Source organism: Pseudaquabacterium terrae, from assembly GCF_013266755.1.
In the GTDB taxonomy this organism is placed as follows: domain Bacteria; phylum Pseudomonadota; class Gammaproteobacteria; order Burkholderiales; family Burkholderiaceae_C; genus Pseudaquabacterium; species Pseudaquabacterium terrae.
This window is the reverse complement of record NZ_JABRWJ010000001.1, coordinates 333,282-356,040: the sequence shown is the minus strand read 5'-3', so window position 1 is coordinate 356,040 and position 22,759 is coordinate 333,282. Positions and strand designations below refer to the sequence as shown.

The following is a 22,759-nucleotide window of genomic DNA, read 5'->3' as shown; positions in this document are numbered from 1 at the left end:
TCGATGCCGGCTTCTGTAACGCCGGGCGCTGAAAGGTTCATATGACGCACCGCTTGCCAATTTCATCCGAGACGCGGCTCGCCTGCGCGTCGCGGTGTGTCGCGGTGTGCAGCGTGACCTTCGCCGCAGCCTTCGTCATGGTGGCGTGCGGCGGCGGCTCCTCGGACAATGGCTCAGCGAGCCGGCGGGACGAACTCGGCGCGAAAGGCAAGGAGACCGCACTTGCCGCACAGGGGAAGCACATCTTCCGCTTCGAGACCTTCGGCGACGAGGCGAAGTGGACTGACCTGCTGAGGATGCACGAGGTGATCAGCGCATCGGTGGATCCCGTGACCGCGCTATCGGTGGGGTTGAAGGTCGATGCAGATGCACTGCCCGCGGCGGTGGTCCAGGGTATCCGAAGTGGGCGCGTCGACCTGCACAGCCCGGCCACAACGATTGCTCTGCTCAAGCTCGACGCGGTGGTGGGCCTGAAGGGCACTGTAGAGACTGTCCGCGGCGTGGATCGCTTGACCCGCGTGGGCATTACCTGTGCGTTGTGCCATTCGACGGTGGACAACTCGTTCGCGCCGGGCATCGGCAAGCGCCTGGACGGTTGGGCCAATCGAGATCTCAATGTGGGTGCCGTCATTGCATTGTCACCGGCGCTCGATGCGGCGACGAAGTTGGTATTCAATTCCTGGGGCCCGGGCAAGTACGATCCGCGCTTCAACATCGACGGCGTGAACAAGCCCGTTGTCATTCCACCGGCCTATGGCCTGGCGGGCATCCACAGCATCACCTTCACCGGCGACGGCGAAGAGATTGCCTACTGGAACCGGTACGTCGCGGTGACCCAGATGGGCGGTCAAGGCACGTTCACCGAGCCGCGGCTGAACCTGAGCATCACCAACGGCACGCAGGACCTGGTGAGCAGCAAGCTACCCGCCTTGCAGGCCTATCAGCTGTCTCTTTCCGCGCCATCGGCACCGCCCGGAAGCTTCGACGCGGCCGCCGCGGGACGCGGCAAAGCGGTGTTCGAGACCCGCGGCAAGTGCGTGACTTGCCACAGCGGAGCGAGCTTTACCGATGCGAACTTGACGCTGCATCCACCGTCCGCCTCGATGGCCGAACCCGAATCGCCGAGCTACGCGGCGCGCTCGGCCACCAAGCTCTACCGAACCTCGCCGCTGCGGGGTGTGTGGCAGCACGCACCGTACTTCCACGACGGCTCGGCCGCCACGCTCGAAGACGTCGGGCGCATCTACAACACCAAGCGTTCGCTTGGCCTCAGCAGCGACGACATCAGCGACCTCGCCCAGTATCTCAAGTCGCTGTGAACGAAGGCGAGGACGGTTGGAAATTGCCGTCTCGAGGAAGCAGGTTCTGCACCACGTGATGGCCCCGACGAGGGTCGGGTGGGAGCCTGCTGAAGAGCAAGTGGGACAACGTACAGACACGAGCTTCAGTCTGTACGCACCATCGCGCAGGGCAATGCCTGACCAAGCCACCAAAAGCTGGTATCGAGGATCGATTGGAGTGCGACATGACTGCACACGGAACAGTGCGGCACGACGACGCCGCGGATGACAAACGCTCGCTGGCCGCGGCCCCCGCCGCCGTGAGGCCTCGCTGCCGGCTTACCGCTCTCCATGTGGAACACCAATCGACACGCGACGCGGTGGCGCTGGATGTCGCTGCCGTCGTCTGCTGGCACGTGCACGACGTGCAGCAAGCGACCGTGGCGTTCCAGCGCGGGCGGTTTGACGTTGCCAGCGTCGCACTGGCCGCGCTGCGCACGACGGTCGTCACGTCGATGCTGGCGTCACTCTTGTGCGAGCGCTGCACCGTCGACCGGAGCATGCGCTTGACTATTCGGCGCAAGACCGCCAGGGCGGGCATCACCGTGCACAGCGCCGAGATTCGCGAGGTCAACGTTCCCGCGGATGTGCAGGCCCGCTGCGATGCAGCGCTGCTCGCCGAGCTATGGCGGTGTCGCTCGAGCCGCGCCGGCATCGCCGTCGCCGCCTGAGCGCCGACGGCCGTGTTCTGTCACGGCGCGTGCATCGTCCATTGCAGCAGCACGGCGAAAACGCACCACCCCAGCGGAAGGACCGAGCAGATCAGCCGCAGCCATCGGGCACCGTCGAGCAACAGCAGCACGCCGAGCGTCGCCAGCACCGTCGGATCCGGCGCCAGGCCGAACAGTTCGGCTTGCCTCCAGGAGCGGCCGGTCGCCGGCGCGAGCAGCGGAAACAGGAGCACCGCCGCTGCGATCAGGCCGAGGCCCACGAGCCGACGCGAACCGGCATCGGATCGCCATTGCAGCCCGGCATGGCGCACGGCCAATCCGATCCACAGCAGCGCCTGCAACAGGAAGGCACCGGCAAACCAACTCGCGGCCCAATTGATCGTCACGAAATGCCGCCCATGGAAAACCACGCCGACCCAGGCCCAGGCGAAGGCCAGCAGCCCAAAGACCCAGCGCGGCGAGGCCGCCCGGCCGCGCCATGCCAGCACGAGCAACGTGGCACCGGCGGCCAGCGCCACCAGCTGCGCCGGCCAGACCGCGGCGTTGTAGAGCTCGATCAAGCGGTAGTACGTGCGCGGCGCGAACATCAGGAAGTCCGACGGCCGGTAGGTCCACCACTCGCTCATGCGTCCGTCGCCTTCGAGTCACAGCGCCGCGACAAACGCTGCCATGCGCCGCCGCATCGCCTCGTCCGGCAAACGTCCGCGTGCGGCGCCCAGGTTCTGCCGCACATGATCGACGTTGCTCGTGGCGGGAATGGCGCAGGTGATCGCCGGGTGCGAGACGATGAACTTGAGCGCGAACTGCGCCCAGCCGTCGCAATCGATCTCGGTACTCCAGGCGGGCAGGCGATGCCGGGCCAGCGCGCGCAGCAGCGCACCTTCGCGGAACGGCCGGTTGGCGATCACCGCGATGCCGCGCTCCTGCGCCAGCGGCAGCAGGCGCTGTTCGGCCTCGCGGTCGAGCGGGTTGTAGGTGAGCTGCACGAAATCGATCGGCTGCGTGCGCATGATCTGCTCGATATCGGCATGGCGCCGGCCTTCGGAGGTCGTGATGCCGACGTAGCGCAACCGGCCGGCCGCTTTCATCGCCAGCAGCGCCGGCAGGTGCTGTTCCCAGGCGAGCAGGTTGTGGACCTGCAGCAGGTCGAAGCGCGGGATGCCCCACAGCCGGCGTGATTCCTCGACCTGCGCCGGGCCGCGCGCGCCGGAGCCGATCCACACCTTGTCGGCAGAGAAGATGCGCTGCGCGCCACCGATTCGCGCCAGCCCCTCGCCGATCACCGCCTGCGACGAGCCGTACATCGGCGACGAATCGATCACCCGCCCGCCGCCATCGACGAAGGCACGCATCACCTCGGCGCAGTCCGCGCGCGCCGCGGCATCGTTGCCGACGTTGAAGGTGATCCAGCTGCCGAGCCCGATCGCTGGGATCGGTTCGCCGCTGGACGGAATGCGGCGCAGCATCAGCGGGGGTTGGGCACCGGCCGCCAGTGGCAGCAGTGCCAAGAGGGCTCGGATGCTGTGTCGGCGTTTCATGTCGCCGTGGCGCAGGGATCTACTTGGGCCGGTGGAGCGCGCAGAGCTTGTTGCCGTCTGGATCGCGCACATAGGACAAGTGCAATGCACCGAGCTTGCCCTCGCGCAATCCTGGCGGGTCTTCGATCGATGTTCCCCCGTGCGCAACGGCGACATCGTGGAACTGCCGCACTTGCTCCGGCGAGCTGCACTTGAAGCCGATGGTGCCGCCGTTTGCGACGGTGGCCGACTCGCCGTCGATCGGTTCGCTGACACAGAACGTTCCGCCATCGTGCCGGTAGAACAGCCGGACTTGACCCGTGCCGTTCTGATTTCGCATCGGCTCCCCGGCCCCGAGCACGCCGAGCACGGCGTCATAGAACTGCTTGGAGCGATCAATGTCGTTCGATCCGACCATGACGTGGCTGAACATTCAGTTTTCTCCTGTGCTGAGGGCTTGGCTTGCGATGATGACTTGCGTGTACGCGGGCGACAGCGCCTTGTGCCGCCCAACGTGATTGGAACATCAGCGCTTGCGCCGAAAGCCGACGCGCCAGGTGCTTCGTTTCAAACCACCAGCTGCGTCGTCGACAGCACCTGCTTCAGCGCGATGAACGAGCGGATCTGCCGCACGCCCGGCAGCTGCAAAAGTTGCTCGGCGTGCAGGCGGTTGAAGCTGTCGTTGTCGCGCGTGCGCAGCAGCATGAAGTAGTCGAACTCGCCGGTGATGACGTGGCATTCCATGCAGCCGGAGACCTTCGCGGCCGCCTTCTCGAAGTCGGCGAAGGAATCGGGCGTCGAGCGGTCGAGCACGACGCCGATCATCACCAGCATGCCGGCATCGAGCGCCGGCGGGTTCAGCAGCGCGACGATGCCGGTGATCAGGCCGGCAGCCTTCAGCCGTTCGACGCGGCGCAGGCACGCGGGCGGGCTCAGGTGCACCTTGGCCGCCAGCGCGACGTTCGACAGCGACGCGTCGCGCTGCAGCTGGCGCAGGATGGCCTTGTCGGTGCGGTCCAGCGGCGTGGTCGGCGGCGGCAGCGCGGCCGTCGTCGAGCGGGCGCGAACTTTTGTTGCGTTCATCGGTGATCGTGTGCAATGCGGGTGGCTGTGAATGGCGAAACAGGTTAACGAAGCCTGCCTGCAGGCGCCTGATTTTGCAACCCTGTGAACCGCCCGCCTGCCTAGCATCGCATCACCTCCTTCCCGATGCGAGCCCCGCGATGAACCTCGAACGTTTCCCCCGCCATTCGCTGACCTTCGGCCCGAGCCCGATCCAGCCGCTGAAGCGCCTGTCCGCGCACCTGGGCGGCGAGGTCGAGCTGTACGCCAAGCGCGAGGACTGCAACAGCGGCCTGGCGTTCGGCGGCAACAAGACGCGCAAGCTCGAGTACCTGATTCCGCAGGCGCTGGCCGAGGGCTGCGACACGCTGGTGTCGATCGGCGGCGTGCAATCGAACCAGACGCGGCAGGTCGCGGCGGTGGCCGCGCACCTGGGGCTGAAGTGCGTGCTGGTGCAGGAGCACTGGGTCGAGCACAACGATGCGGTGTGCGACCGCGTCGGCAACATCCAGATGTCGCGCATCCTCGGCGCCGACGTGCGGCTCGACCCGGCTGGCTTCGACATCGGTATCCGGCCGAGCTGGGAAGAGGCGCTGGCCGATGTGCGCCGCGCCGGCGGCAAGCCGTTCCCGATCCCGGCCGGCTGCTCGGAGCATCCGCTCGGCGGCCTCGGCTACGTCGGCTTCGCCGAGGAAGTGCGGGCGCAAGAGGCGGCGCTCGGCTTCAAGTTCGACTACATCGTCGTCTGCTCGGTCACCGGCAGCACGCAGGCCGGCATGGTCGTCGGTTTCGCCGCCGATGGCCGCGCCGATCGGGTGATAGGCATCGACGCCTCGGGCACGCCCGAACAGACGCACGCGCAGATCCTGCGCATCGCGCAGTCGACCGCCAAGCTGGTAGAGCTGGGGCGCGAGATCCGCGCCGAGGACGTCGTGCTCGACACGCGCTACGCCGCACCGGCCTACGGCCTGCCGAGCGAGGACACGCTGGAGGCGATTCGCCTGTGCGCGCGCCAGGAAGGCATGCTGACCGACCCGGTCTACGAGGGCAAGTCGATGCACGGGATGATCGACAAGGTGCGGCGCGGCGAATTCCCGGCCGGCTCGAAGGTGCTGTATGCGCACCTGGGCGGCGTGCCGGCGTTGAACGCCTACAGCTTCATCTTCCGCAACGGCTGAGCCGTGCCGCCGCGCAGCGACATAGTTCATATTGAGCGCGGCCGCTGCCGCGCCTAAAGTTCCCCGCAACGAGGCCGCGCGCTTGGCGCCGGACGCTCGAAGGGGGAGCGATGGTGCTGAGCGTGCGCTTCGATGACTGCGGCCGCGAGTTCGAGCTGCGGCCCGCCTGGGCAGCCGTCGCGCTGCCCGTGCCGGACGGCTTCGACCGTTTCGAGTGGTCCGAGGGTGTGTCGTCGCCCTGGTCGGCGGCGCCGCGCTGGCTGCTGCGCTGCGACGCGCGGCGGCTGCGTGCGCTGGCCGAGGCGGCCGATGGCGGACCGGGCCGGCTGCCTGAGCCGCAGGTGCATGCCGCCGTCGCCCGCCTGCTGCAACGCGGCCGGCTGCGCCTGGTCGAGCTGAGGCGCCGGCGCTTGGTCGACGATCAGCGCGCCGAGCGCGCGTGGGTGTCGTCCTTGGTGGTAACGCCGTCGATGCTCCGCTCGGCGCGTTCTGCGGCGGCTGAGCCGGCGCCCACGCCGTCGGCCGCGCCGGCGCTGCCGGTGGCTGTCGACGCGGATCGCCAGGCCGCCGTGTTGCGGCGGGCGGCCGCGCTTGGCACGCCGTTCTGCGAGGAGTGCGAACGGCGGCGAGCGGTCGCGCTGGAGCCCGCATGACTTCCCCGGCGACCCTGACCGCCGCGCAGGTCGATGCGCTGGTCGCGCGCCTGTGGCCGCAGGGTGATCGCCTCGACGCGCCGCAGGTGCATGCGGTGATCGACGCCGCGCGCGATCCGCGCATCATCGGCCTGATCGACGCCACCGGCCTGGAGCGCTGCTGCTTGTTCGCCGGCGCACTGTCGCCGTCGCTGCGGGCGGCGGCACCGCACCTGGTTCACCTGGCGCCCGATGTGCGCTTCACGCGGGAGTTCCTGCAGCACGGCTGGGGCCGCAGCTGGGGCGTGCTGACGGTCGCGCCGCCGGACGTCACGCTGCAGCAGTTGCGCAAGCACCTGCGCACGCTGCTGCGCGTGCGCGACGAGGACGGCCGCCTGCTGATGTTCCGCTTCTACGATCCGCGCGTGCTCGGTGCCTACCTGCCGACCTGCACGGCCGCGGAGGCGTGCAGCGTGTTCGGGCCGGTGCACAGCTATGTGCTGGAGTCTGCGAACCCCTGTGGCGTGCAGCACTTGCGCCGTTCGGATGTGGTGGGACCGCATGCGGCGAACCGGGAAGCCCTGCCGTGCTGATCATCCGGCGCGCTCAGCTCGATGCGCTGGAGCAGTCGGTCCAGGCGCCGGTGCGGGCCCGCCTGCAGGCGATGCTGATCGAGCGCCATGGCGCCGTGAGTGCACCGGCGGAACCCTTTGAACGTGTCGTGCGCGAGGCGATGCGGTTGGCCGCCAGCCGCGGCACGCGCTACGTGCCGGATGTGCTGGCGCTGGCCGAGCATCTGCTGCTCGGCGCCGAGGCGGACTGAACCGTGTACGAGCTGAGGGAAGTCTGGCTGGTGGCCGAAGGCCGGCCGCAGCAGCTGATCTGTCGTTGGGTCACGCTGCCCCGGATGGCCAAGTCCGCGCACGGCAGCGCCCTCGCGTGGGCGGCGGCGGAGAAGGCATGCACCGTCCGCTTCACCCGCGATGTGCGCGTGATCGCCGAAGGCGAGCTCGCGGAACTCATCGCGGCGCACGTCGGCGCGCAGGGCGCGTTCGAGTTGCGCAGGGGAAAGGACAACGTCACGGGGCCGGCGCGGGAAGGCACGCCCTTCGAGCTCCTGATGGGCGGCGGTGTCTTCGGCAAGGGAGTGCTCGTGCTGCTGGAGGGCGACACGGCGGTCGCCGAGGCCAGCTGCCAAGGCGAGCCGATGGTGCCCGCAACGACGACGGTGTTCACGCTGAAGGCCGCGTCCCAGGACGCGGATCTGCCTTGTTGCCTGCGCGTGGGCAGCATCGAGCGGGGCGGCGAACCGCTGCGCCTGGACGTGCTGCCGAGTGTGGTCGAGTCCTGCCCGACGGCGGTCGCGGCCGGCTACTGGCCACTGCTGGCGATCTACCTGCAGCAATCGCTCCAGGACCTCAGGGCGGCGGTCGAATTCGCACTGGCACAGACCGGGTGCAAGGCGCGGTGCATCCCGCTGCCTGACGGCAAGGGCAATTCGACCTTCGCACGCGACTACTGGATCAACCTGTGCGGCAGGAAGGCGCTCGTCAGCCTGGGAACGAGCAAGTACATCGGCGGCTCGTGGGTCGGCGACTCGCCGCCAGGTGCCCTGCTGTCGCGGCTGCCACCGGGCGACACGCAGGAAAGCCTGGGCTTCGGCGGCAATTTCCTGACCTGCGAAGGGCGCGGCCAGTCGTTTCTCGTCAGCGGCACCTGCGGCCACGGACGGAACCGCACCGGCGTGCTTGGCGCCCTCGCGAGCCAGCTCGCCGGCAGCATCGACGCGATCTTGCTCGACACCGGCTGGCTTTGCGTCGGCCACGTCGACGAGATCGTGAGCTTTCCGAAGAAGGGCGTGGCGTTCGTGGCCAGTCCCGATGCCTTCAAGGAAGCCTGTGGCGCGGCGCCGGGGTCGTTGCCCGACGACGCATTGAACACCACGGCGCAGGCCAAACTGACGGCGATCGCTGCGCTGTTGAAAGACACCGCCGGCCAGACCATCGTTCACCTGCCGGTCTGGTTCAAGCGCGGTCCGAAGGGGCGCCTGACGACCGTCAATGGCAATGCCGTCAACTGCATCTACATCGGCAAGCCCCTGGAGATGGGTGCGTCCGAGGGCCCGCCGCCCATCGCCATCCATGCCTGCAGCGGCTTGACGCTGGCCGCGGCTGATCAGCACGAGCGGTTCGGCCCGCGCAATGCCGTCGACAGGATGGTTGCCGATCGCTTGAAGGCGCAGGGCTTCATCAGCCTGTTCGTCGACATGCACGTGCAGAACAACGAAGAAGGTGCCGGCGGCAACGTGCACTGCGCCACCTACACCGTGCACGAGATGCAGTGAGCGACCGCGGTCAGGTGGGCGCGGCCGGACGCGCGCCCATGCGCCGCGACAGTCCCTCCGCGCAGCCGATCAAGGCCTGTGCCGCCGCACCGTCGCGCGACGGATCCAGGATCGCGCTCGGTCCGATCGCCGTCAGCGCAATCACCATCTCCCCGAAACCGTCGAACACCGGCGCGGCCAGTGCGGTGATGCCGCGCACCGTGCCGTCGACGATGCTCGAGAAGCGCTGCTCGCGCACGCCTGCGAGCTCGGCCTCGAAGGCCGGCTCGATGCGCACGGCCTTGCCGGCCTCGGCGCGCAGCGTGGCCAGCACCTCGTCGCGCGGCATGAACGCGGCGAAGAGCCGGCCCGACGCGGTGCCGCGCACCGACACCACCGTGCCGTGGCGCATGTTCACGTGCACGGCGGTCGGCCCTTCTTCCAGCCGCACGAAGGTGGGCCCGCGGTTGCCCCAGATCGCGATGCCCACCGTCTGGCCGACCGCCAGCGCCAGCGCCGGCAATTCGGCCGATGCCAGCCGCACCGGATCGCTTTGCTGCAGCCCTATCAGGCCCAGCTGCAGCGCCAGCGCGCCCAGGCCGTAACGGCCGCTCGCCGGGTCCTGCTCGATCAGCTTCAACTTGCCGAAGCTCACGAGGTACGGGTGCGCCTTCGCCGGCGTCATGTCGGCCTCGCGCGCCAGGTCCTTCAGCGGCATGGGCCGCCCTGCGTGCACCAGCGCCAGCAGCAGCCGGCCGCCGACTTCGATGCTCTGGATGCCGCGTGATTCGCGGGCCCCCTCCGGGGTGTCGTCGTCACCGTTTTCAGCCATGCGTACTTCTACTTAACAAAATGAGTTCGACATTATCGAACTTGTTGACTAAGATCAACACACTTTCACATTACCAAACGCGTTCGTCATGAGCAAAGCATTCGCCAGCCAAGCCGACCTGGAAGAGAAGCAAGTCAGCTTCACCAAGTTGTCCGACAACGCCTATGCCTACACGGCGGAAGGCGACCCGAACACCGGGGTCATCGTCGGCGACGACGCGGTGATGGTGATCGACACGCAGGCCACGCCGGTGATGGCGCAGGACGTCGTGCGCCGCATCCGCGAGGTCACCGACAAGCCCATCAAATATGTGGTGCTGAGCCACTACCACGCGGTGCGCGTGCTCGGCGCCTCGGGTTATGCGCCGCAGCACATCATCGCCAGCCGCGACACCTTCGACCTGATCGTCGAGCGCGGCGAGCAGGACAAGGCGAGCGAGATCGGCCGCTTCCCGCGCCTGTTTCGCAACGTCGAGTCGGTGCCGCCGGGCCTGACCTGGCCGACCATCACCTTCGAGGGGCGGATGTCGATCTGGCTGGGCAAGCTGGAAGTGCAGCTGATCCAGCTCGGCCGCGGCCACACCAAGGGCGACACCGTCGCCTGGCTGCCCGAGCAGAAGATCCTGTTCTCCGGCGACCTGGTCGAGTTCGACGCCACGCCGTATGCCGGCGACGCGTATTTCAAGGACTGGCCGCAGACGCTGGACAACATCGCCGCGCTGCAGCCGCGTGCGCTGGTGCCGGGCCGCGGCGCCGCGCTGACGACGCCGGATGCGGTGGCGCAGGGCCTGGCCGGCACGCGCGCCTTCGTCGCCGACATGTACGCCAGCGTGCAGGCGGGCGTCGCCGCCGGCAAGGACCTGAATGCCGTCTATCGCGACACGTACGCGGCCCTGAAGCCGAAGTACGGGCACTGGGTGATCTTCGACCACTGCCTGCCCTTCGACGTCACCCGCTGCTACGACGAAGCGACGCAGTATGCCGACCCGCGCATCTGGACCGCCGAGCGCGACGTGGCGATGTGGAAAGCGCTGGAAGCCTGACGGGGGCCGGCCGTGGACTACCAGCAGCTCACCTTCGCCTACCGCCGCTCGGCGGACCAGGACGCCGCGGCGCCCAAGCGCCATCCGGTCATCGTCGTCGGCGCCGGACCGGTGGGCCTGAGTCTGGCGATCGACCTCGCGCAGCGCGGCCAGCGCGTGGTGCTGCTGGACAACGACGACCGCCTGTCGACCGGTTCGCGGGCGATCTGCTTCGCCAAGCGCACGCTGGAGATCTTCGACCGGCTCGGCGTCGGCGAGCGCATGGTCGACAAAGGCGTGTCGTGGAACCTGGGCCGCGTCTTCTTCCACGAGCAGCAGGTCTATGAATTCGACCTGCTGCCCGAGCATGGCCACGAGCGGCCGGCCTTCATCAACCTGCAGCAGTATTACGTCGAGGGTTATCTCGCCGAGCGCGCGGCCGAATTGCCGCTGATCGAGTTGCGCTGGAAGAACAAGGTCGCCGGGGTCGAGCAATTCGCCGACCACGCGCGGCTGACGGTCGAGACGCCTGAGGGCCACTACGCGATCGAAGCCGACTACCTGATTGCCTGCGACGGCTCACGCTCCGCGGTGCGGCAATTGATTGGTCAGGAAAGCCACGGCCGCACCTTCAAGGATCGCTTCCTGATTGCCGATGTGCGGATGGCGGCGGCGAGGCCAGCGCCGGGCCGCTCCCAAGCGGCCGAGAGCCCCCTCGGGGGGCAGCGCCGCGGCGAAGCCGCAAGCGTGGGGGCTGACAGTCTTCCGGCCGAGCGCTGGTTCTGGTTCGATCCGCCCTTCCATCCCGGCCAGAGCGTGCTGCTGCATCGCCAGCCCGATGGCGTCTGGCGCATCGATTTCCAGCTCGGCTGGGATGCCAATCCCGACGAGGAGAAGAAGCCCGAGCACATCATTCCGCGCGTCAAGGCGCTGCTGGCGGCATCGGCGAACCCGGCCCTGCGCGAGGCGGAGTTCACGCTCGAATGGGCCAGCGTCTATACCTTCTCGTGCCTGCGCATGGACGCCTTCCGCCATGGCCGCGTGCTGTTCGCCGGCGACTCGGCGCATGGCGTGTCGCCCTTCGGCGCGCGTGGCGCCAATTCGGGCGTGCAGGACGCGGAGAACCTGGCGTGGAAGCTGGCGGCGGTGCTGCAGTCGGGCGCCCCGGACGCGCTGTTGGACAGTTATGCCACCGAGCGTGAATTCGCCGCCGACGAGAACATCCTCAATTCGACGCGCGCGACCGACTTCATCACGCCGAAGAGCGAGATCAGCCGCGTGTTCCGCGATGCCGTGCTGCAGCTGGCGCGTGAGCATGGATTTGCGCGCACGCTGGTCAACAGCGGGCGCTTGTCGGTGCCGGCGACGCTGCGCGACTCGGCGCTGAACACGCCCGATCGCGATGTCTTCGCCGGCCGCATGGTGCCGGGCGCGCCGGCGGTCGATGCGCCGCTGCGCGGGCCCGACGGCCACCCGGGCTGGCTGCTGCGCCAGCTCGGCGATGGTTTCACGCTGCTGCTCGGTGACGGGCCGGACACCGCCCGCATCGCCACTGAGTTGCGCGCCGCGGCCGTTGGTCTCGCGCCCCTGAAGCTGCTGACCATCGGCGCCGCCGGCAGCGACGCACCCTTCATCGACAGCGAAGGCTGCATCGCGCAGCGCTACGACCTGCAACCGGGCACCGCCGTGCTACTGCGGCCGGACCAGCATGTCTGCGCACGCTGGCGCCGGCCCGACGGCGATGCGCTGCGTGCGGCACTGCGCCGTGCACTGGCGTCGGCCTGAAGCGAGGCGAGGACCATATGGACCACCTGATCACCACCCCGCACCTCGACGCCCCCGACGACTTCTACGAAGCGCTGATCGACGCCCACCGCGGCCTCGACAGCGCGCAAAGCCAGGCGTTGAACGCTCGCCTCGTGCTGCTGCTTGCCAACCACATCGGCTCGCTCGCCGTGCTGCGCGAAGCGCTGCACGCCGCGCGCGACAGCGCCTGATCCCCTTGCTCTTCCTTCCAACGAATCGGGACAACCGCATGACCCTCGCCTCCCCCCTCCGCCGCACGCTGCTCACCTCGCTGTTCGCGCTGCCGCTGCTCGCCGCGGCCCAGGATTCGCGCCCGATCGAGTGGGTCGTCGGGTATGCCGCCGGCGGCGGTTCGGACACCGTCGCGCGCACCGTTGCCGAGCAGATGACGAAGAACCTCGGCGGCCAGGGCTTCGTCATCAACAACAAGCCGGGTGCTGCGACCAACATCGCGGCCGACTACGTCGCCAAGGCCAAGGACCCGAGTCACGTGATGCTGACGGCCGACTTCGCGACGCTGGCCGCGAACCCGACGCTGTTCTCGAAGCTGCCCTACAACGCGGAGAAGGATTTCGCGCCGGTGGGCCTGCTGGCGCGCTTTCCGCTGATCCTGGTCGTCGGGCCGAACGTGCCGGCGAAGAACTTCAAGGAGTTCGTCGCCTGGGCCAAGTCGAACGCCGACGGCACGCCGTACGCTTCCGCCGGCGCCGGCAGCCCGCACCACCTGGCGACCGAGCTGCTGCGCGAGCGCACCGGCCTGAAGCTGAGCCACGTGCCCTACCGCGGCGCCGCGCCGGCGGTGCAGGATCTCCTCGGCGGCCAAGTGCCGTTCGGCCTGATGGACAGCGCGAGCGTTCAGCAGTACATCGGCACGGGCGGCAAGCTGCGCGCGATCGGCGTGGCCAGCCCGAAGCGCCTGCCAACGATGAACGAGATCCCGACCCTCGCCGAACAAGGCCTCACCGGCTTCGAAGCCTATGCCTGGCAAGGCCTGGTCGTGCCCGCGGCGACGCCGCCCGAGCAGGTGGCCAAGCTGAACAAGGCGCTGATCGCCGCGCTCGAATCGACGCCGGTCAAGGCGCGCTTCCAGACGCTGGCGCTCGAAGCGTTGCCCGGCACGCCGCAGCAGATGGCCACCTACGCCCGCGCCGAGCGCGAACGCTGGGGCCAGCTGATCCGCGCCAACAACATCAGACTCGACTGACATGACCGACGACACCCGCCGCTACCAGAGCGGCTTCGGCAACGAATACGCGACCGAGGCCGTGCCCGGCGCGCTGCCGCAGGGCCGCAACAGCCCGCAGCGCGCGCCGCTGGCGCTGTATCCGGAGCTGGTCTCCGGCACCGCGTTCACCGCGCCGCGCGCCGAGAATCGCCGCAGCTGGCTGTATCGGCGCCAGCCCTCGGTCGTCAGCGGCAGCTACGCGCCGTATGCGCAGCCGTTCTGGCTGACCGGTGCGGCCTCCGGTGGGGTCCTGCCGCCCGAGCCGCTGCGCTGGGGGCCGTTCGAGATCCCCGCCGAGCCGGCGGACTTCATCGATGGCCTGCGCACCGTCGCCGCCAATGGCGATGCCGAGGCGCAGACCGGCATCGCCGCGCACGTCTACCTCGCGAACCGCTCGATGGAGCGCCGCGCGCTGGTCAATGCCGATGGCGAGCTGCTGATCGTGCCGCAGCAGGGCCGCATCGTGCTAACCACCGAAATGGGCGTGCTCGACGTCAAGCCGGGCGAGATCGCGCTGGTGCCGCGCGGCGTCGTCTTCAAGATCGCACTGCCCGACGGGCCCTCGCGCGGCTACGTCTGCGAGAACTACGGCGCGCTGTTCCGGCTGCCCGAGCTGGGCCCGATCGGCTCGAACGGCCTGGCCAATGCACGCGACTTCCAGGTGCCGGTCGCGGCCTACGAAGACGGTGACGGCGGCTACGAGATCATCAAGAAGTTCGGCGGCCGGCTGTGGCGGGCAGCGATGAAGCAGACGCCGTTCAACGTGGTCGCCTGGCACGGCAACCTGGCGCCGGTGAAGTACGACACCGCGAACTTCATGACCATCGGCTCGATCAGCTTCGACCATCCGGACCCGTCGATCTTCACGGTGCTGACCTCGCCCAGCGACACGCCCGGCACCGCGAACTGCGATTTCGTGATCTTCCCGCCGCGCTGGATGGTCGCCGAAGACACCTTCCGCCCGCCCTGGTACCACCGCAACCTGATGAGCGAGTTCATGGGCCTGGTCTACGGCCAATACGACGCCAAGCCCGAGGGCTTCCGCCCCGGCGGCGCATCGCTGCACAACTGCATGGTGCCGCACGGGCCCGACGAAGAAGCCTTCGAGAAGGCGTCGACGGCGCCGCTGCAGCCGCACAAGCTCGACAACACGCTGGCCTTCATGTTCGAGAGCCGCTACCGGCTGGTGCCGACCGAATTCGCGATGAACGGCGGCGCGCTCGATGCGGCCTATGCCGAGTGCTGGCAGGGTCTGAAGGACCAGTTTGCGAAAGGCAAGGCATGAGCGCTGAACTCGACACCACGCACGACCCGGCGCTGCGCAGCTGGGTCGAATCGGCCAATGCGGCGGACGCTGACTTTCCGATCCAGAACCTGCCGTACGGTCGCTTCCGCCGGAACCACACCGACGAACCGTGGCGCATCGGCATCGCGATCGGCGACCAGGTGCTGGACCTGAAGCTCGCGGCCGAGCAGTGCCCGTGGCCGACGGATGTCGCGGCGCTGCTGCAGCCGCTGGCCGCCGGCGACCTGAATGCCTTCATGGACCTCGGACCCGATGCGCGCCGCACGCTGCGCACTGCGCTGTCGCAAGCCTTGACCGAAGGCAGCGAGCAGGGCCCCTTCCTGGAGCTGTGCCTGGTGCCGCAAACCGAGGTCGAGCTGAGCGTGCCCTGCCGCATCGGCGACTACACCGACTTCTACACCGGCATCCACCATGCCACCACCGTCGGCAAGCTGTTCCGCCCGGACAACCCGCTGCTGCCGAACTACAAGTGGGTGCCGATCGGCTACCACGGCCGCGGCTCGTCCATCGTCACCAGCGGCCAGGGTTTCAGGCGGCCACGCGGCCAGTTCAAGGGCCCGGACGATCCGCATCCCAGCTTCGGCCCCTGCAAGCGCCTGGACTACGAGCTCGAGCTCGGCGCCTTCATCGGCGGCAGCAATGCGATGGGCGAGCCGATCGACATCGAGGACGCCGAGGACCGGCTCTTCGGCGTGGTGCTGCTGAACGACTGGTCGGCGCGCGACGTGCAGGCCTGGGAGTACCAGCCGCTCGGCCCCTTCCTGTCGAAGAGCTTCGCGACGACGATCTCGCCGTGGATCGTCACGCCTGAAGCGCTGGCGCCGTTCCGCGTCGCCTTCGAGCGTTCGGCCGACGACCCGCAGCCGCTGCCCTACCTGGACAGTGCAGCGAATCGGGCGTCGGGCGGCCTGGACATCATCCTCGAGGTCTGGCTGCAGACCGCGGCGATGCGGGAGGCCGACCAGCCGCACCAGCGCCTGATGGCCTCGAACTTCCGCGACTCGTACTGGACGCTGGCGCAACTGATCACCCACCACGCGAGCAACGGCTGCAACCTGGCCAGCGGCGATCTGCTCGGCTCGGGCACGCAGTCCGGGCCGCAGCCGGGCCAGGGCGGCTCGCTGCTCGAGCTGAGCGCGGGCGGCAAGCAGCCGCTCGCGCTGGCCAGCGGCGAGCAGCGCACATTCCTGCAGGACGGCGACAGCGTGCTGCTGCGCGCGTACTGCGAACGCGGCGGCGCGCGGCGCATCGGCTTCGGCGAATGCGAGGGCACGGTGCTGCCGGCGGTGGCCCCGCGCGGCTGAGTGTTTTCTTGAGCGGCGCCGATCAACATTGCCAGTCGCTGGCCAGCGCGGCTGGCGCCGGCGCCAGGACCTGGCGCGCCTACCTGAGCACGCAAGCCAAGGACGGCGTGCCGGTGGCCAATGCGCGCGACCGCATCGGCAGCGGGCAGTGGCACAACGCCAAGGGCGTGCAGATCGGGCGCGATGTCAACGACCTGCACAGCGCGGCGAACAACATCAACAAGCAGACCGCGCTCGACGAGAAGGGCGCGGTGGTCGCGGGTCGCGGCGACACGCCGAACCGCCACGACATCCTGACCGGCACGCGGGCCGACGGCACAGCCTTCTCGCCGAACGATCCCGACCTGACCTGCGGCAACTGGACGCGCAGCGGCGCCGAGGGCGCGGTGATCGTCGGCCACCACGACAAGACCGGGCCGACCACCGACCCCTGGGCGACCTCGTGGAACTCGTCGCACCAGTCACGCGGCGGCTGCAGCCTGGCGGCGCTGAAGGGGACCGGCGGCGACGGGCTGCTGTACTGCTTCGCGGCGCAGTGAACAGCTTCAGACAATCCATTCAAGATCTATTCAGCTACTATTCATGGATGAGCCGGTTACCTGTGTAGATCGGCCCGGTTCATCCATTCATGGATCCACTCGAAACTGACCGGCTGGCGGTCCTGGCCGCGCTCGCCGCGCGCGGCGGCGTCGCCAGCTCCGCGCAGCTGCAGGCGGCGCTGCGCAAGAGCCAGCCGACGCTGTCGCGGCTGCTGGCCGCGTTGTCGTCGCAGGTGCTTCCGCTCGGGCGCGGCCGCCGCGCGCGCTACGGGCTGGCGCGAGCGATGCTCGGCCGGGCGGCGCAGCAGCCGCTGTGGTGGATCGCCGAGGACGGCAGGCCGCAGCGGCTGGGCACGCTCAGCCTGCTCGGCGAGGGGCGCACGCTGCACGTCGATGCCGGCGCGCTCGACGCGCTGCAGCACGATCGCCTGCCCTGGTACCTGGCGCCGTTGCGGCCGCAGGGCTTTCTGGGCCGCCTGCTCGCGCAGCGCCTCGCGCCGGCCGGGCTCGATGCGAACCCGGAGCGCTGGACGCTGGAGATGCAGCTCTTCGCCGCGCTGCAGCTGCACGATGCCCCCGGTGCGATCGTGCTCGGCGAACCCGCACCGGCCGAGCCGCTCGCGCACGCGCTCCCGCTGCCGGCCGAGCCTGCGCTGGCCGTGGCGCAGCTCGATCTCCTGGCCGAGGACGTCGCGCGCACCTTGCCCGCCGGCTCGTCGGCCGGCGGCGAGCAGCCGAAGTTCCTGGTGCGCGCGGCCGATGGCACCGCGCTGGTCGTCAAGTTCACGCCGCCGCGCGGCACGCCCTTCGGCGAGCGCTGGCACGACCTGCTGCATGGCGAGGCGCTGGCCGCGGCCGTGCTCGCCGGGCATGGCGTCGAGGTGGCGGCAGCGCGCATCGTCGAGTCATCGCGGCGCAGCTACCTGCTGTCGCCGCGCTTCGACCGCATCGGCGCGGCCGGCCGCCGCCACGCGGTCGCCGTGGCCGCCGTGCACGACGGCCTCGTCGGCGGGCCCTACGGCGGCTGGGCGGCCAGCTGCGAGGCATTGGCGCGGCAGGGTCGGCTCACCGCGCTGGATGCAGCACGCGCGCGGGCGCTGTCGGACTTCGGGCGCCTGATCGGCAACACCGACATGCACGGCGGCAACCTGAGCCTGTTCGTCGAGCGCGCGTCGACGGCCGGGCCGCACCAGGCCTTGGCCCATCCCGGCCAGGCCTTGGCCTATCCCGCCTTCACGCTGGCGCCGGTCTACGACATGCTGCCGATGCGCTGGCGGCCCGACGTGCTGGTCGGGGGCGCGGCCGACTACAGCCCCTTCGAGCCCGACCCCGCGGCCGCCGCCGGCCCGGCCCGCGGCCCGGCGCGCGTCTTCTGGCAGCGCCTGGCCGCCCATGCCCCGGTCGCCCGGCCGTTGCGCGCCGTGGCGGCCGAAATGGCGCGGCGGCTGGGTTGACGACCCTTCAGCCCTGCCCTCGGTCCCGCGTCGGCCGCAGATCCAGCGCCAGCACCTCTTCGCCCTCGTCGACCTCGCCGGTGAAGACGAAGCCCAGCGATTCGTAGAACGGCCGCGGCGTGCCGGGGCCTGGTACGCAGGAGGTCAGGAAGCGCTCGAGCGTCGGATGCGTGCGCCGCACGTGCTCGATCACCAGCCGCAGCGCGGCGCGGCCGTAGCCTTTGCGCTTGTGCTGCGCGTCGATCATGAAGCGCCACAGTCCCACCTCCGGCTCGGCGGGTGGCTCGGGCAGCAGCGCGCTGTCGTCGAGCATCACGAAGCCGACCAGCTCGTCGTCGGCGTAGACCGCGCGGAACCAGGCATTCGGATGGAAGTGGGCCTGTGCGATCGACATCGCGTTCGGCGCGACGAAGCCGCTCGGCTCAGCCGTCAGCTTGCACACCGCGCGCACCGTGTCGGCGGTGATTTCGCGCAGGCTGATCGTGCGCGTCGTTTCCTGCATGCGAGGCTCCCTTGGATGGCGTTCAGAACAGCAGCGCGACGATGAACACGCCGATCATCATGAAGGCGATCACCACCTTGGCGATCATGCCGATCATGATGCCGACCCAGGTCGCGATGCCGACCTTGACCGCGCGGCCATGGTCCTTCTGCGCGATGTATTCGCCGATCGCCGCACCGACCAGCGGCATGAACAGCACGCCGACGATGCCCATCAGCAGCCCGGCGACGGTGCCGATCGCGGCGCCGAGCAGCGCGAGCTTGCTGGCGCCGGCCTTCTTGGCGCCGAGCAGCCCGGCCGCGTAGTCCAGCACCCAGGCGATCACCGCCATCACGCTGACCAGCGCGACGACGCCCCAGCCGACCCGCGTGAAACCGTCGATCCAGGCGCCGAGCACGATGCCGGCGAGCACGAACAGCGTGCCCGGCAGCGCCGGCAACACCGTGCCGGCGACGCCGAGCACGATCAGCGCGACGCTGAGCGTCCACCACAAAACATCCGTGGTCATGACGACGTCGCCGCTTGCTGCAGGCTGGTCTCCAGCCACGGCAGCAGCGCATCGAAGACCTGCGTCAATGCTGCCGAGAGGCCCTGCGCCGCGGCCGTGGAATCGGCACGCGCGACCACCACCGCGGCGTCGAACGAACGCCGCGCGACGCGCTTGCGCTGCCGCCGGTCGACCAGCTCGGCGCCGATCGCCAGCCGCGCGCGGCCCGGGCTGTCGCTCACATCGTGGTATAGCGCGTCGAGCGACAGCGTCAGCAGCCAGTCGGCGCGCAGCGGATCGCCGAGCACGCCGACCGCCTGCGCGACGCCGCGCGCTTCGAGCCGCCGCTGCAGCAGCCGCGGCACCAGCCGCACCGGCCGCTCGGTCCACGAAGCGAGTTGGTAGAAGGCGTACTGGTGCGGCTGGCGCGAGTAGGCGATCGACGCGGTCTCGGCCAGCGCATCGGCCGGCAGCGCCTGCACCAGCAGCGCCGGCACCAGCGGCTGCGCGCGCCGCTCGCCGCGGCCGTCGTCATGCAGGCCGAGATAGGTGTGCGCCGGCGCGTCCTGGCCGATGTCGACCGACACGCACGAGGGCAGGCAGGCCGGCAGCAGTGGCAGCAGCGCGGCCGTGAAGTGGCGGCGGGTGGTCATTTCAGGCTTTCCCCGGGCCCGAGCTGGCGCTTGGCCGGTCCCAGCAGCGCGGCGCGCGGCTCATGCAGGCGTTCGAGCACGCGGGTCGCGGCGTCGATCGACAGGCGCAGCTCGGCGGCCGTCGATTCGAGGCGGTCGTCGGCGGTGGCGGCGGTGTCTTCGAGGCGGCGTGCGGTGGCGACGGTCTGCTGCTGCAGGCTGTCGGTGGCTTTCGACAGCTGCGCCAGCGCCTGCCGCGCTTCGGTCAACGTGCGCTCGGCTTCGACCAGCGTGGTGTCCAGGCGCTCGCTGCCGCGCTCGGCGACGGTGGCGATGCGCTCGCCGGCCGTGCTCAGGCGCGTCACGGCACCGCCCACCTCGTCGGCCGCGCGGCCGACCTGCGTCAGCGTGCCGTCCAGCGTCTGCAGCCGGCTGTTGAGGCCCGCGCTCAGCGTGCGCAGGTTGCGCACCGTGCCCATCAGCGCCTCGCGGTTCTCGGCCTGCAGCAGCTGGTTCAGGCTGGCGAGCACCGCGGTCGCCATCTCGCCGACCTGGTTCACGCGGCCGGTGATCTCCTCGAGGTTGGAGCGGCCTTCGGCGATCACCGGGTACTCCTCGCCGGGCGGCGCATCGATCAAGGGCTTGCCCTGCGGGTCGGCGTTGACCAGCGAGATCGCGGCGATGCCGGTCAGCAGGTTGCGGGTGACGACCGCGACCGTGTTGGTGCGCACGGGCGCACGCCGGTTGACGCGCAGGTCGACGCGAACGCGGTTCGCGCCGTCGCCGGCGAGTGCATAGTCTTCGACGCGGCCGACCTTGATGCCGCGCAGCTCGACATCGGCGCCGATCTGCAGGCCTTCGAGCGACTGGTGCTCGAAGTGGATCGTGTAGTAGGTGTAGTCGCGCTGCGCGCCGACGTTGCGCAGCCAGACCAGCGAGCCGACCAGCGCCACCACGAGCAACAGGATCGCCGCGCCGACCCACGTATAGCGCGCTTCAGCTTCCATTCACTCCTCCTGTCGCAACCATTCTACGAACCGAGAAATAGTCGCGAAGCCACGGATCGTCGACCGCCATCACCTCACTGACGCGGCCGTCGGCGATGACCCGGCCCCGCGCCAGCACGATCAGCCGGTCGACGACGCCGAGCAGCGTGTCGAGGTCGTGGGTGACGAGGAACACCGTCAGCCCGAGGTCGTCGACCAGCGAGCGCACCAGCCGGTCGAAACCGCGCGCGGTGATCGGATCGAGCCCCGAGGTCGGTTCGTCGAGGAACAGGATCTCGGGCTCGAGCGCGATCGCGCGGGCAATCGCCGCGCGCTTGCGCATGCCGCCGGAGATCTCGCTCGGCCGCTTCGCCGCGGCCTCCGGCGGCAGCCCGGCCTGCTCGAGCCGCAGCGCGACCAGCGCGTCGATCGTCGCATCGGACAGCGTGGTGTGCTCGCGCAGCGGCACCGCGACGTTCTGCGCCACCGTCAGCGACGAGAAGAGCGCCCCGTCCTGGAACAGCATGCCGAAGCGCTGGCGGATGGCGTCACGCTCGGCGTCGGAGGCCGCCCACATGTCGGTGCCGAGCAGGCGCACACTGCCGGCGGTCGGCCGGTGCAGGCCGATCATTTCGCGCAATAGCACCGATTTGCCGGTACCGCTGCCGCCGATCAGCGCGACCAGCGTGCCGCGGTTGACGCTGAACGTCACGCCGTCGTGCACGCGCTGCGCGCCGAACGCGCTGACGATGCCGTCGACCTCGATGACCGGAGCGGCGCTCACCAGTCCAGCCCCTGCAGCAGCACCGCTGCGATCGCATCGAGCACGATCACCGCGACGATCGCCTGCACGACGGTGGAGGTGGTGGCCAGACCGACGGCACGCGTATCGCGGCCGACCGTCATGCCCATGCGCGTGCCGATCAGCGCGATCGCCAGCGCGAAGACCGGTGCCTTGCCGAGGCCGATCAGCACGTGGCGCAGCTCCAGCGCCTCGCGCAGGCGCGTGAGGAATGCGGTGGGTCCGAGGTCGAGCATCGGCCGCGCGATCGCCAGCGAGCCGGCGAGTGCGGCTGCATCACCGGCGAAGACCAGCAGCGGCAGCACCAGCATCAGTGCCAGCACGCGCGGCACCACCAGCACCTGGTCGGGCGACAGCCCGAGCGTGCGGATCGCGTCGATCTCCTCGGCCAGCCGCATGGCGCCCAGCTGCGCCGCAAACGCCGCGCCGGAGCGGCCGGCGACGATCACCGCGACGATGATCGGCACCAGCTCGCGCGTCGCGCCGATGCCGACACCGTCGACGACGAAGATGTTGGCGCCGTACTTCTCCGCCTGCAGCCCGAGCAGGTAGGTGAAGACGACGCCGATCAGCGCGCTGACCAGCATCACCACCGGCACCGCATCGAGCCCCGACTGCTCGATCTGCACCACCAGCTCACGCATGCGCAGGCGGCGCGGCGCGCGCAGCAGCTCGCCGAAGGCGGCCATCAGCCGGCCGAAGAACTGCAGGTGGCCGAGCAGCAGCGCGCCGACGTCGACGCCGCGGCGGCCGAGGCGCGACAGCGGGTTCGAACGCCGCTCGGGCGCCGGCAGCGGCTCGATGCGGCGCGCCCGCAGCGCCGCCAGGATGCGCGCGTGCGCCGGCGCGAAGCCGATGAACCCCGGCTCGGCCTCCCCGAGCGCACGCAGCAGCACCAGCCCCGCGGCGCTGTCGAGCTCGGTCAGCGCACTGCCGTCGACGACGGCCGGCACTCCGGCGACGCCGGCCAACGCGCCCTCGATCGGCACCAGGTGCGCCAGGCGCCAGGCGCCGGACAGGCGCAGCACGCGGCCGCGTTCATCGCTCGTCAGCGTGAGCCAGGGTGTTTCGGGCGGGAGGGTGTCGGCAGCGCCGGCGGGAGGGGCCATGGGCCCGTATTGGAGCGCACTTGCCGCCGGG

General features: G+C 69.8%; 26 protein-coding genes. 15 read left to right on the top strand and 11 right to left on the bottom strand.

Annotated features, from left to right (window positions below; all coding sequences use genetic code 11):
- Nucleotides 1–41 precede the first annotated feature (41 nt).
- Together HLB44_RS01705 and HLB44_RS01700 are read left to right on the top strand one after the other, a co-directional pair.
- On the top strand, nt 42–1,319 hold the full coding sequence (locus HLB44_RS01705) for a c-type cytochrome (RefSeq protein WP_173119960.1): 1,278 nt from the start codon (nt 42–44) through the stop codon (nt 1,317–1,319).
- A gap of 206 nt (nt 1,320–1,525) precedes the next feature.
- On the top strand, nt 1,526–2,011 hold the full coding sequence (locus HLB44_RS01700; RefSeq protein ID WP_173119958.1) for an SPFH domain-containing protein: 486 nt from the start codon (nt 1,526–1,528) through the stop codon (nt 2,009–2,011).
- 20 nt (nt 2,012–2,031) lie between these two features.
- Here the strand turns inward: HLB44_RS01700 and HLB44_RS01695 are convergent, their stop codons facing one another.
- The 4 genes from HLB44_RS01695 to HLB44_RS01680 form a co-directional block, all read right to left on the bottom strand.
- The gene (locus tag HLB44_RS01695; protein WP_173119956.1) at nt 2,032–2,637 is read right to left on the bottom strand and encodes a DUF6064 family protein; all 606 of its coding nucleotides are present in this window, start codon (nt 2,635–2,637) and stop codon (nt 2,032–2,034) included.
- Nucleotides 2,638–2,655: 18 nt separating this feature from the next.
- On the bottom strand, nt 2,656–3,549 hold the full coding sequence (locus tag HLB44_RS01690; RefSeq protein WP_173119954.1) for an aldo/keto reductase: 894 nt from the start codon (nt 3,547–3,549) through the stop codon (nt 2,656–2,658).
- Nucleotides 3,550–3,568: 19 nt separating this feature from the next.
- Nucleotides 3,569–3,961: a VOC family protein gene (locus HLB44_RS01685; RefSeq protein WP_173119952.1), complete on the bottom strand. Its 393-nt coding sequence runs from the start codon at nt 3,959–3,961 to the stop codon at nt 3,569–3,571.
- Between the two features lie 134 nt (nt 3,962–4,095).
- Nucleotides 4,096–4,611, bottom strand: a complete 516-nt coding sequence (locus tag HLB44_RS01680; protein WP_173119950.1) for an Lrp/AsnC family transcriptional regulator — start codon at nt 4,609–4,611, stop codon at nt 4,096–4,098.
- A gap of 140 nt (nt 4,612–4,751) precedes the next feature.
- Between HLB44_RS01680 and HLB44_RS01675 the strand changes: the two genes are divergently transcribed.
- From HLB44_RS01675 to HLB44_RS01655, 5 genes are all read left to right on the top strand, one after another.
- Nucleotides 4,752–5,768 carry a 1-aminocyclopropane-1-carboxylate deaminase gene (locus tag HLB44_RS01675; protein WP_173119948.1) on the top strand — a complete coding sequence of 339 codons (1,017 nt, stop codon included), beginning with the start codon at nt 4,752–4,754 and terminating at the stop codon, nt 5,766–5,768.
- Nucleotides 5,769–5,878: 110 nt separating this feature from the next.
- Nucleotides 5,879–6,421 carry a hypothetical protein gene (locus HLB44_RS01670; protein WP_173119946.1) on the top strand — a complete coding sequence of 181 codons (543 nt, stop codon included), beginning with the start codon at nt 5,879–5,881 and terminating at the stop codon, nt 6,419–6,421.
- Complete coding sequence (locus HLB44_RS01665; protein WP_173119944.1) at nt 6,418–6,993, top strand: DUF4123 domain-containing protein; 576 nt, start codon at nt 6,418–6,420, stop codon at nt 6,991–6,993. The genes HLB44_RS01670 and HLB44_RS01665 overlap by 4 nt, the downstream gene beginning before the upstream one ends.
- The gene (locus tag HLB44_RS01660) at nt 6,987–7,223 is read left to right on the top strand and encodes a hypothetical protein (RefSeq protein WP_173119942.1); all 237 of its coding nucleotides are present in this window, start codon (nt 6,987–6,989) and stop codon (nt 7,221–7,223) included. Before HLB44_RS01665 ends, HLB44_RS01660 begins: the two co-directional genes overlap by 7 nt.
- A gap of 3 nt (nt 7,224–7,226) precedes the next feature.
- Nucleotides 7,227–8,744: a hypothetical protein gene (locus tag HLB44_RS01655; RefSeq protein WP_173119940.1), complete on the top strand. Its 1,518-nt coding sequence runs from the start codon at nt 7,227–7,229 to the stop codon at nt 8,742–8,744.
- A 10-nt stretch (nt 8,745–8,754) separates the two neighbouring features.
- Here the strand turns inward: HLB44_RS01655 and HLB44_RS01650 are convergent, their stop codons facing one another.
- On the bottom strand, nt 8,755–9,555 hold the full coding sequence (locus HLB44_RS01650) for an IclR family transcriptional regulator (RefSeq protein ID WP_173119938.1): 801 nt from the start codon (nt 9,553–9,555) through the stop codon (nt 8,755–8,757).
- 88 nt (nt 9,556–9,643) lie between these two features.
- On the opposite strand from HLB44_RS01650, the gene HLB44_RS01645 reads away from it, so the two are divergent.
- From HLB44_RS01645 to HLB44_RS01610, 8 genes are all read left to right on the top strand, one after another.
- Nucleotides 9,644–10,597: an MBL fold metallo-hydrolase gene (locus HLB44_RS01645; RefSeq protein WP_173119936.1), complete on the top strand. Its 954-nt coding sequence runs from the start codon at nt 9,644–9,646 to the stop codon at nt 10,595–10,597.
- A 12-nt stretch (nt 10,598–10,609) separates the two neighbouring features.
- Nucleotides 10,610–12,361 (top strand): FAD-dependent oxidoreductase, encoded by a 1,752-nt coding sequence (locus HLB44_RS01640; protein WP_173119934.1) that lies wholly within the window; start codon nt 10,610–10,612, stop codon nt 12,359–12,361.
- Between the two features lie 17 nt (nt 12,362–12,378).
- On the top strand, nt 12,379–12,573 hold the full coding sequence (locus HLB44_RS01635; RefSeq protein WP_173119932.1) for a DUF2783 domain-containing protein: 195 nt from the start codon (nt 12,379–12,381) through the stop codon (nt 12,571–12,573).
- A gap of 38 nt (nt 12,574–12,611) precedes the next feature.
- A complete protein-coding gene (locus tag HLB44_RS01630) occupies nt 12,612–13,586 on the top strand; it encodes a Bug family tripartite tricarboxylate transporter substrate binding protein (RefSeq protein WP_173119930.1) in 975 nt (324 codons plus the stop codon).
- Nucleotide 13,587: 1 nt separating this feature from the next.
- On the top strand, nt 13,588–14,892 hold the full coding sequence (gene hmgA, locus HLB44_RS01625; RefSeq protein WP_173119928.1) for a homogentisate 1,2-dioxygenase: 1,305 nt from the start codon (nt 13,588–13,590) through the stop codon (nt 14,890–14,892).
- Nucleotides 14,889–16,217 (top strand): fumarylacetoacetase, encoded by a 1,329-nt coding sequence (gene fahA / locus HLB44_RS01620; protein WP_173119926.1) that lies wholly within the window; start codon nt 14,889–14,891, stop codon nt 16,215–16,217. The genes hmgA and fahA overlap by 4 nt, the downstream gene beginning before the upstream one ends.
- Nucleotides 16,218–16,225: 8 nt before the next feature.
- Nucleotides 16,226–16,756, top strand: coding sequence for a hypothetical protein (locus HLB44_RS01615; protein ID WP_173119924.1), 531 nt, complete (start codon nt 16,226–16,228; stop codon nt 16,754–16,756).
- A gap of 89 nt (nt 16,757–16,845) precedes the next feature.
- Nucleotides 16,846–18,210 carry a HipA domain-containing protein gene (locus HLB44_RS01610; protein WP_173119922.1) on the top strand — a complete coding sequence of 455 codons (1,365 nt, stop codon included), beginning with the start codon at nt 16,846–16,848 and terminating at the stop codon, nt 18,208–18,210.
- Nucleotides 18,211–18,217: 7 nt separating this feature from the next.
- Here the strand turns inward: HLB44_RS01610 and HLB44_RS01605 are convergent, their stop codons facing one another.
- Genes HLB44_RS01605 through HLB44_RS01580 form a run of 6 tightly spaced genes read right to left on the bottom strand, consistent with a single transcriptional unit; the run spans nt 18,218 to nt 22,728 of the window.
- On the bottom strand, nt 18,218–18,712 hold the full coding sequence (locus HLB44_RS01605) for a GNAT family N-acetyltransferase (RefSeq protein WP_173119921.1): 495 nt from the start codon (nt 18,710–18,712) through the stop codon (nt 18,218–18,220).
- A gap of 22 nt (nt 18,713–18,734) precedes the next feature.
- On the bottom strand, nt 18,735–19,220 hold the full coding sequence (locus HLB44_RS01600; protein ID WP_173119919.1) for a DUF456 domain-containing protein: 486 nt from the start codon (nt 19,218–19,220) through the stop codon (nt 18,735–18,737).
- Nucleotides 19,217–19,852: an ABC-type transport auxiliary lipoprotein family protein gene (locus HLB44_RS01595; RefSeq protein WP_173119916.1), complete on the bottom strand. Its 636-nt coding sequence runs from the start codon at nt 19,850–19,852 to the stop codon at nt 19,217–19,219. Before HLB44_RS01595 ends, HLB44_RS01600 begins: the two co-directional genes overlap by 4 nt.
- A complete protein-coding gene (locus HLB44_RS01590; protein WP_173119914.1) occupies nt 19,849–20,838 on the bottom strand; it encodes an MlaD family protein in 990 nt (329 codons plus the stop codon). The genes HLB44_RS01595 and HLB44_RS01590 overlap by 4 nt, the downstream gene beginning before the upstream one ends.
- Nucleotides 20,828–21,601 carry an ABC transporter ATP-binding protein gene (locus HLB44_RS01585; RefSeq protein WP_343051198.1) on the bottom strand — a complete coding sequence of 258 codons (774 nt, stop codon included), beginning with the start codon at nt 21,599–21,601 and terminating at the stop codon, nt 20,828–20,830. The genes HLB44_RS01590 and HLB44_RS01585 overlap by 11 nt, the downstream gene beginning before the upstream one ends.
- Nucleotides 21,598–22,728: an MlaE family ABC transporter permease gene (locus HLB44_RS01580; protein ID WP_173119912.1), complete on the bottom strand. Its 1,131-nt coding sequence runs from the start codon at nt 22,726–22,728 to the stop codon at nt 21,598–21,600. Before HLB44_RS01580 ends, HLB44_RS01585 begins: the two co-directional genes overlap by 4 nt.
- Nucleotides 22,729–22,759 lie beyond the last annotated feature (31 nt).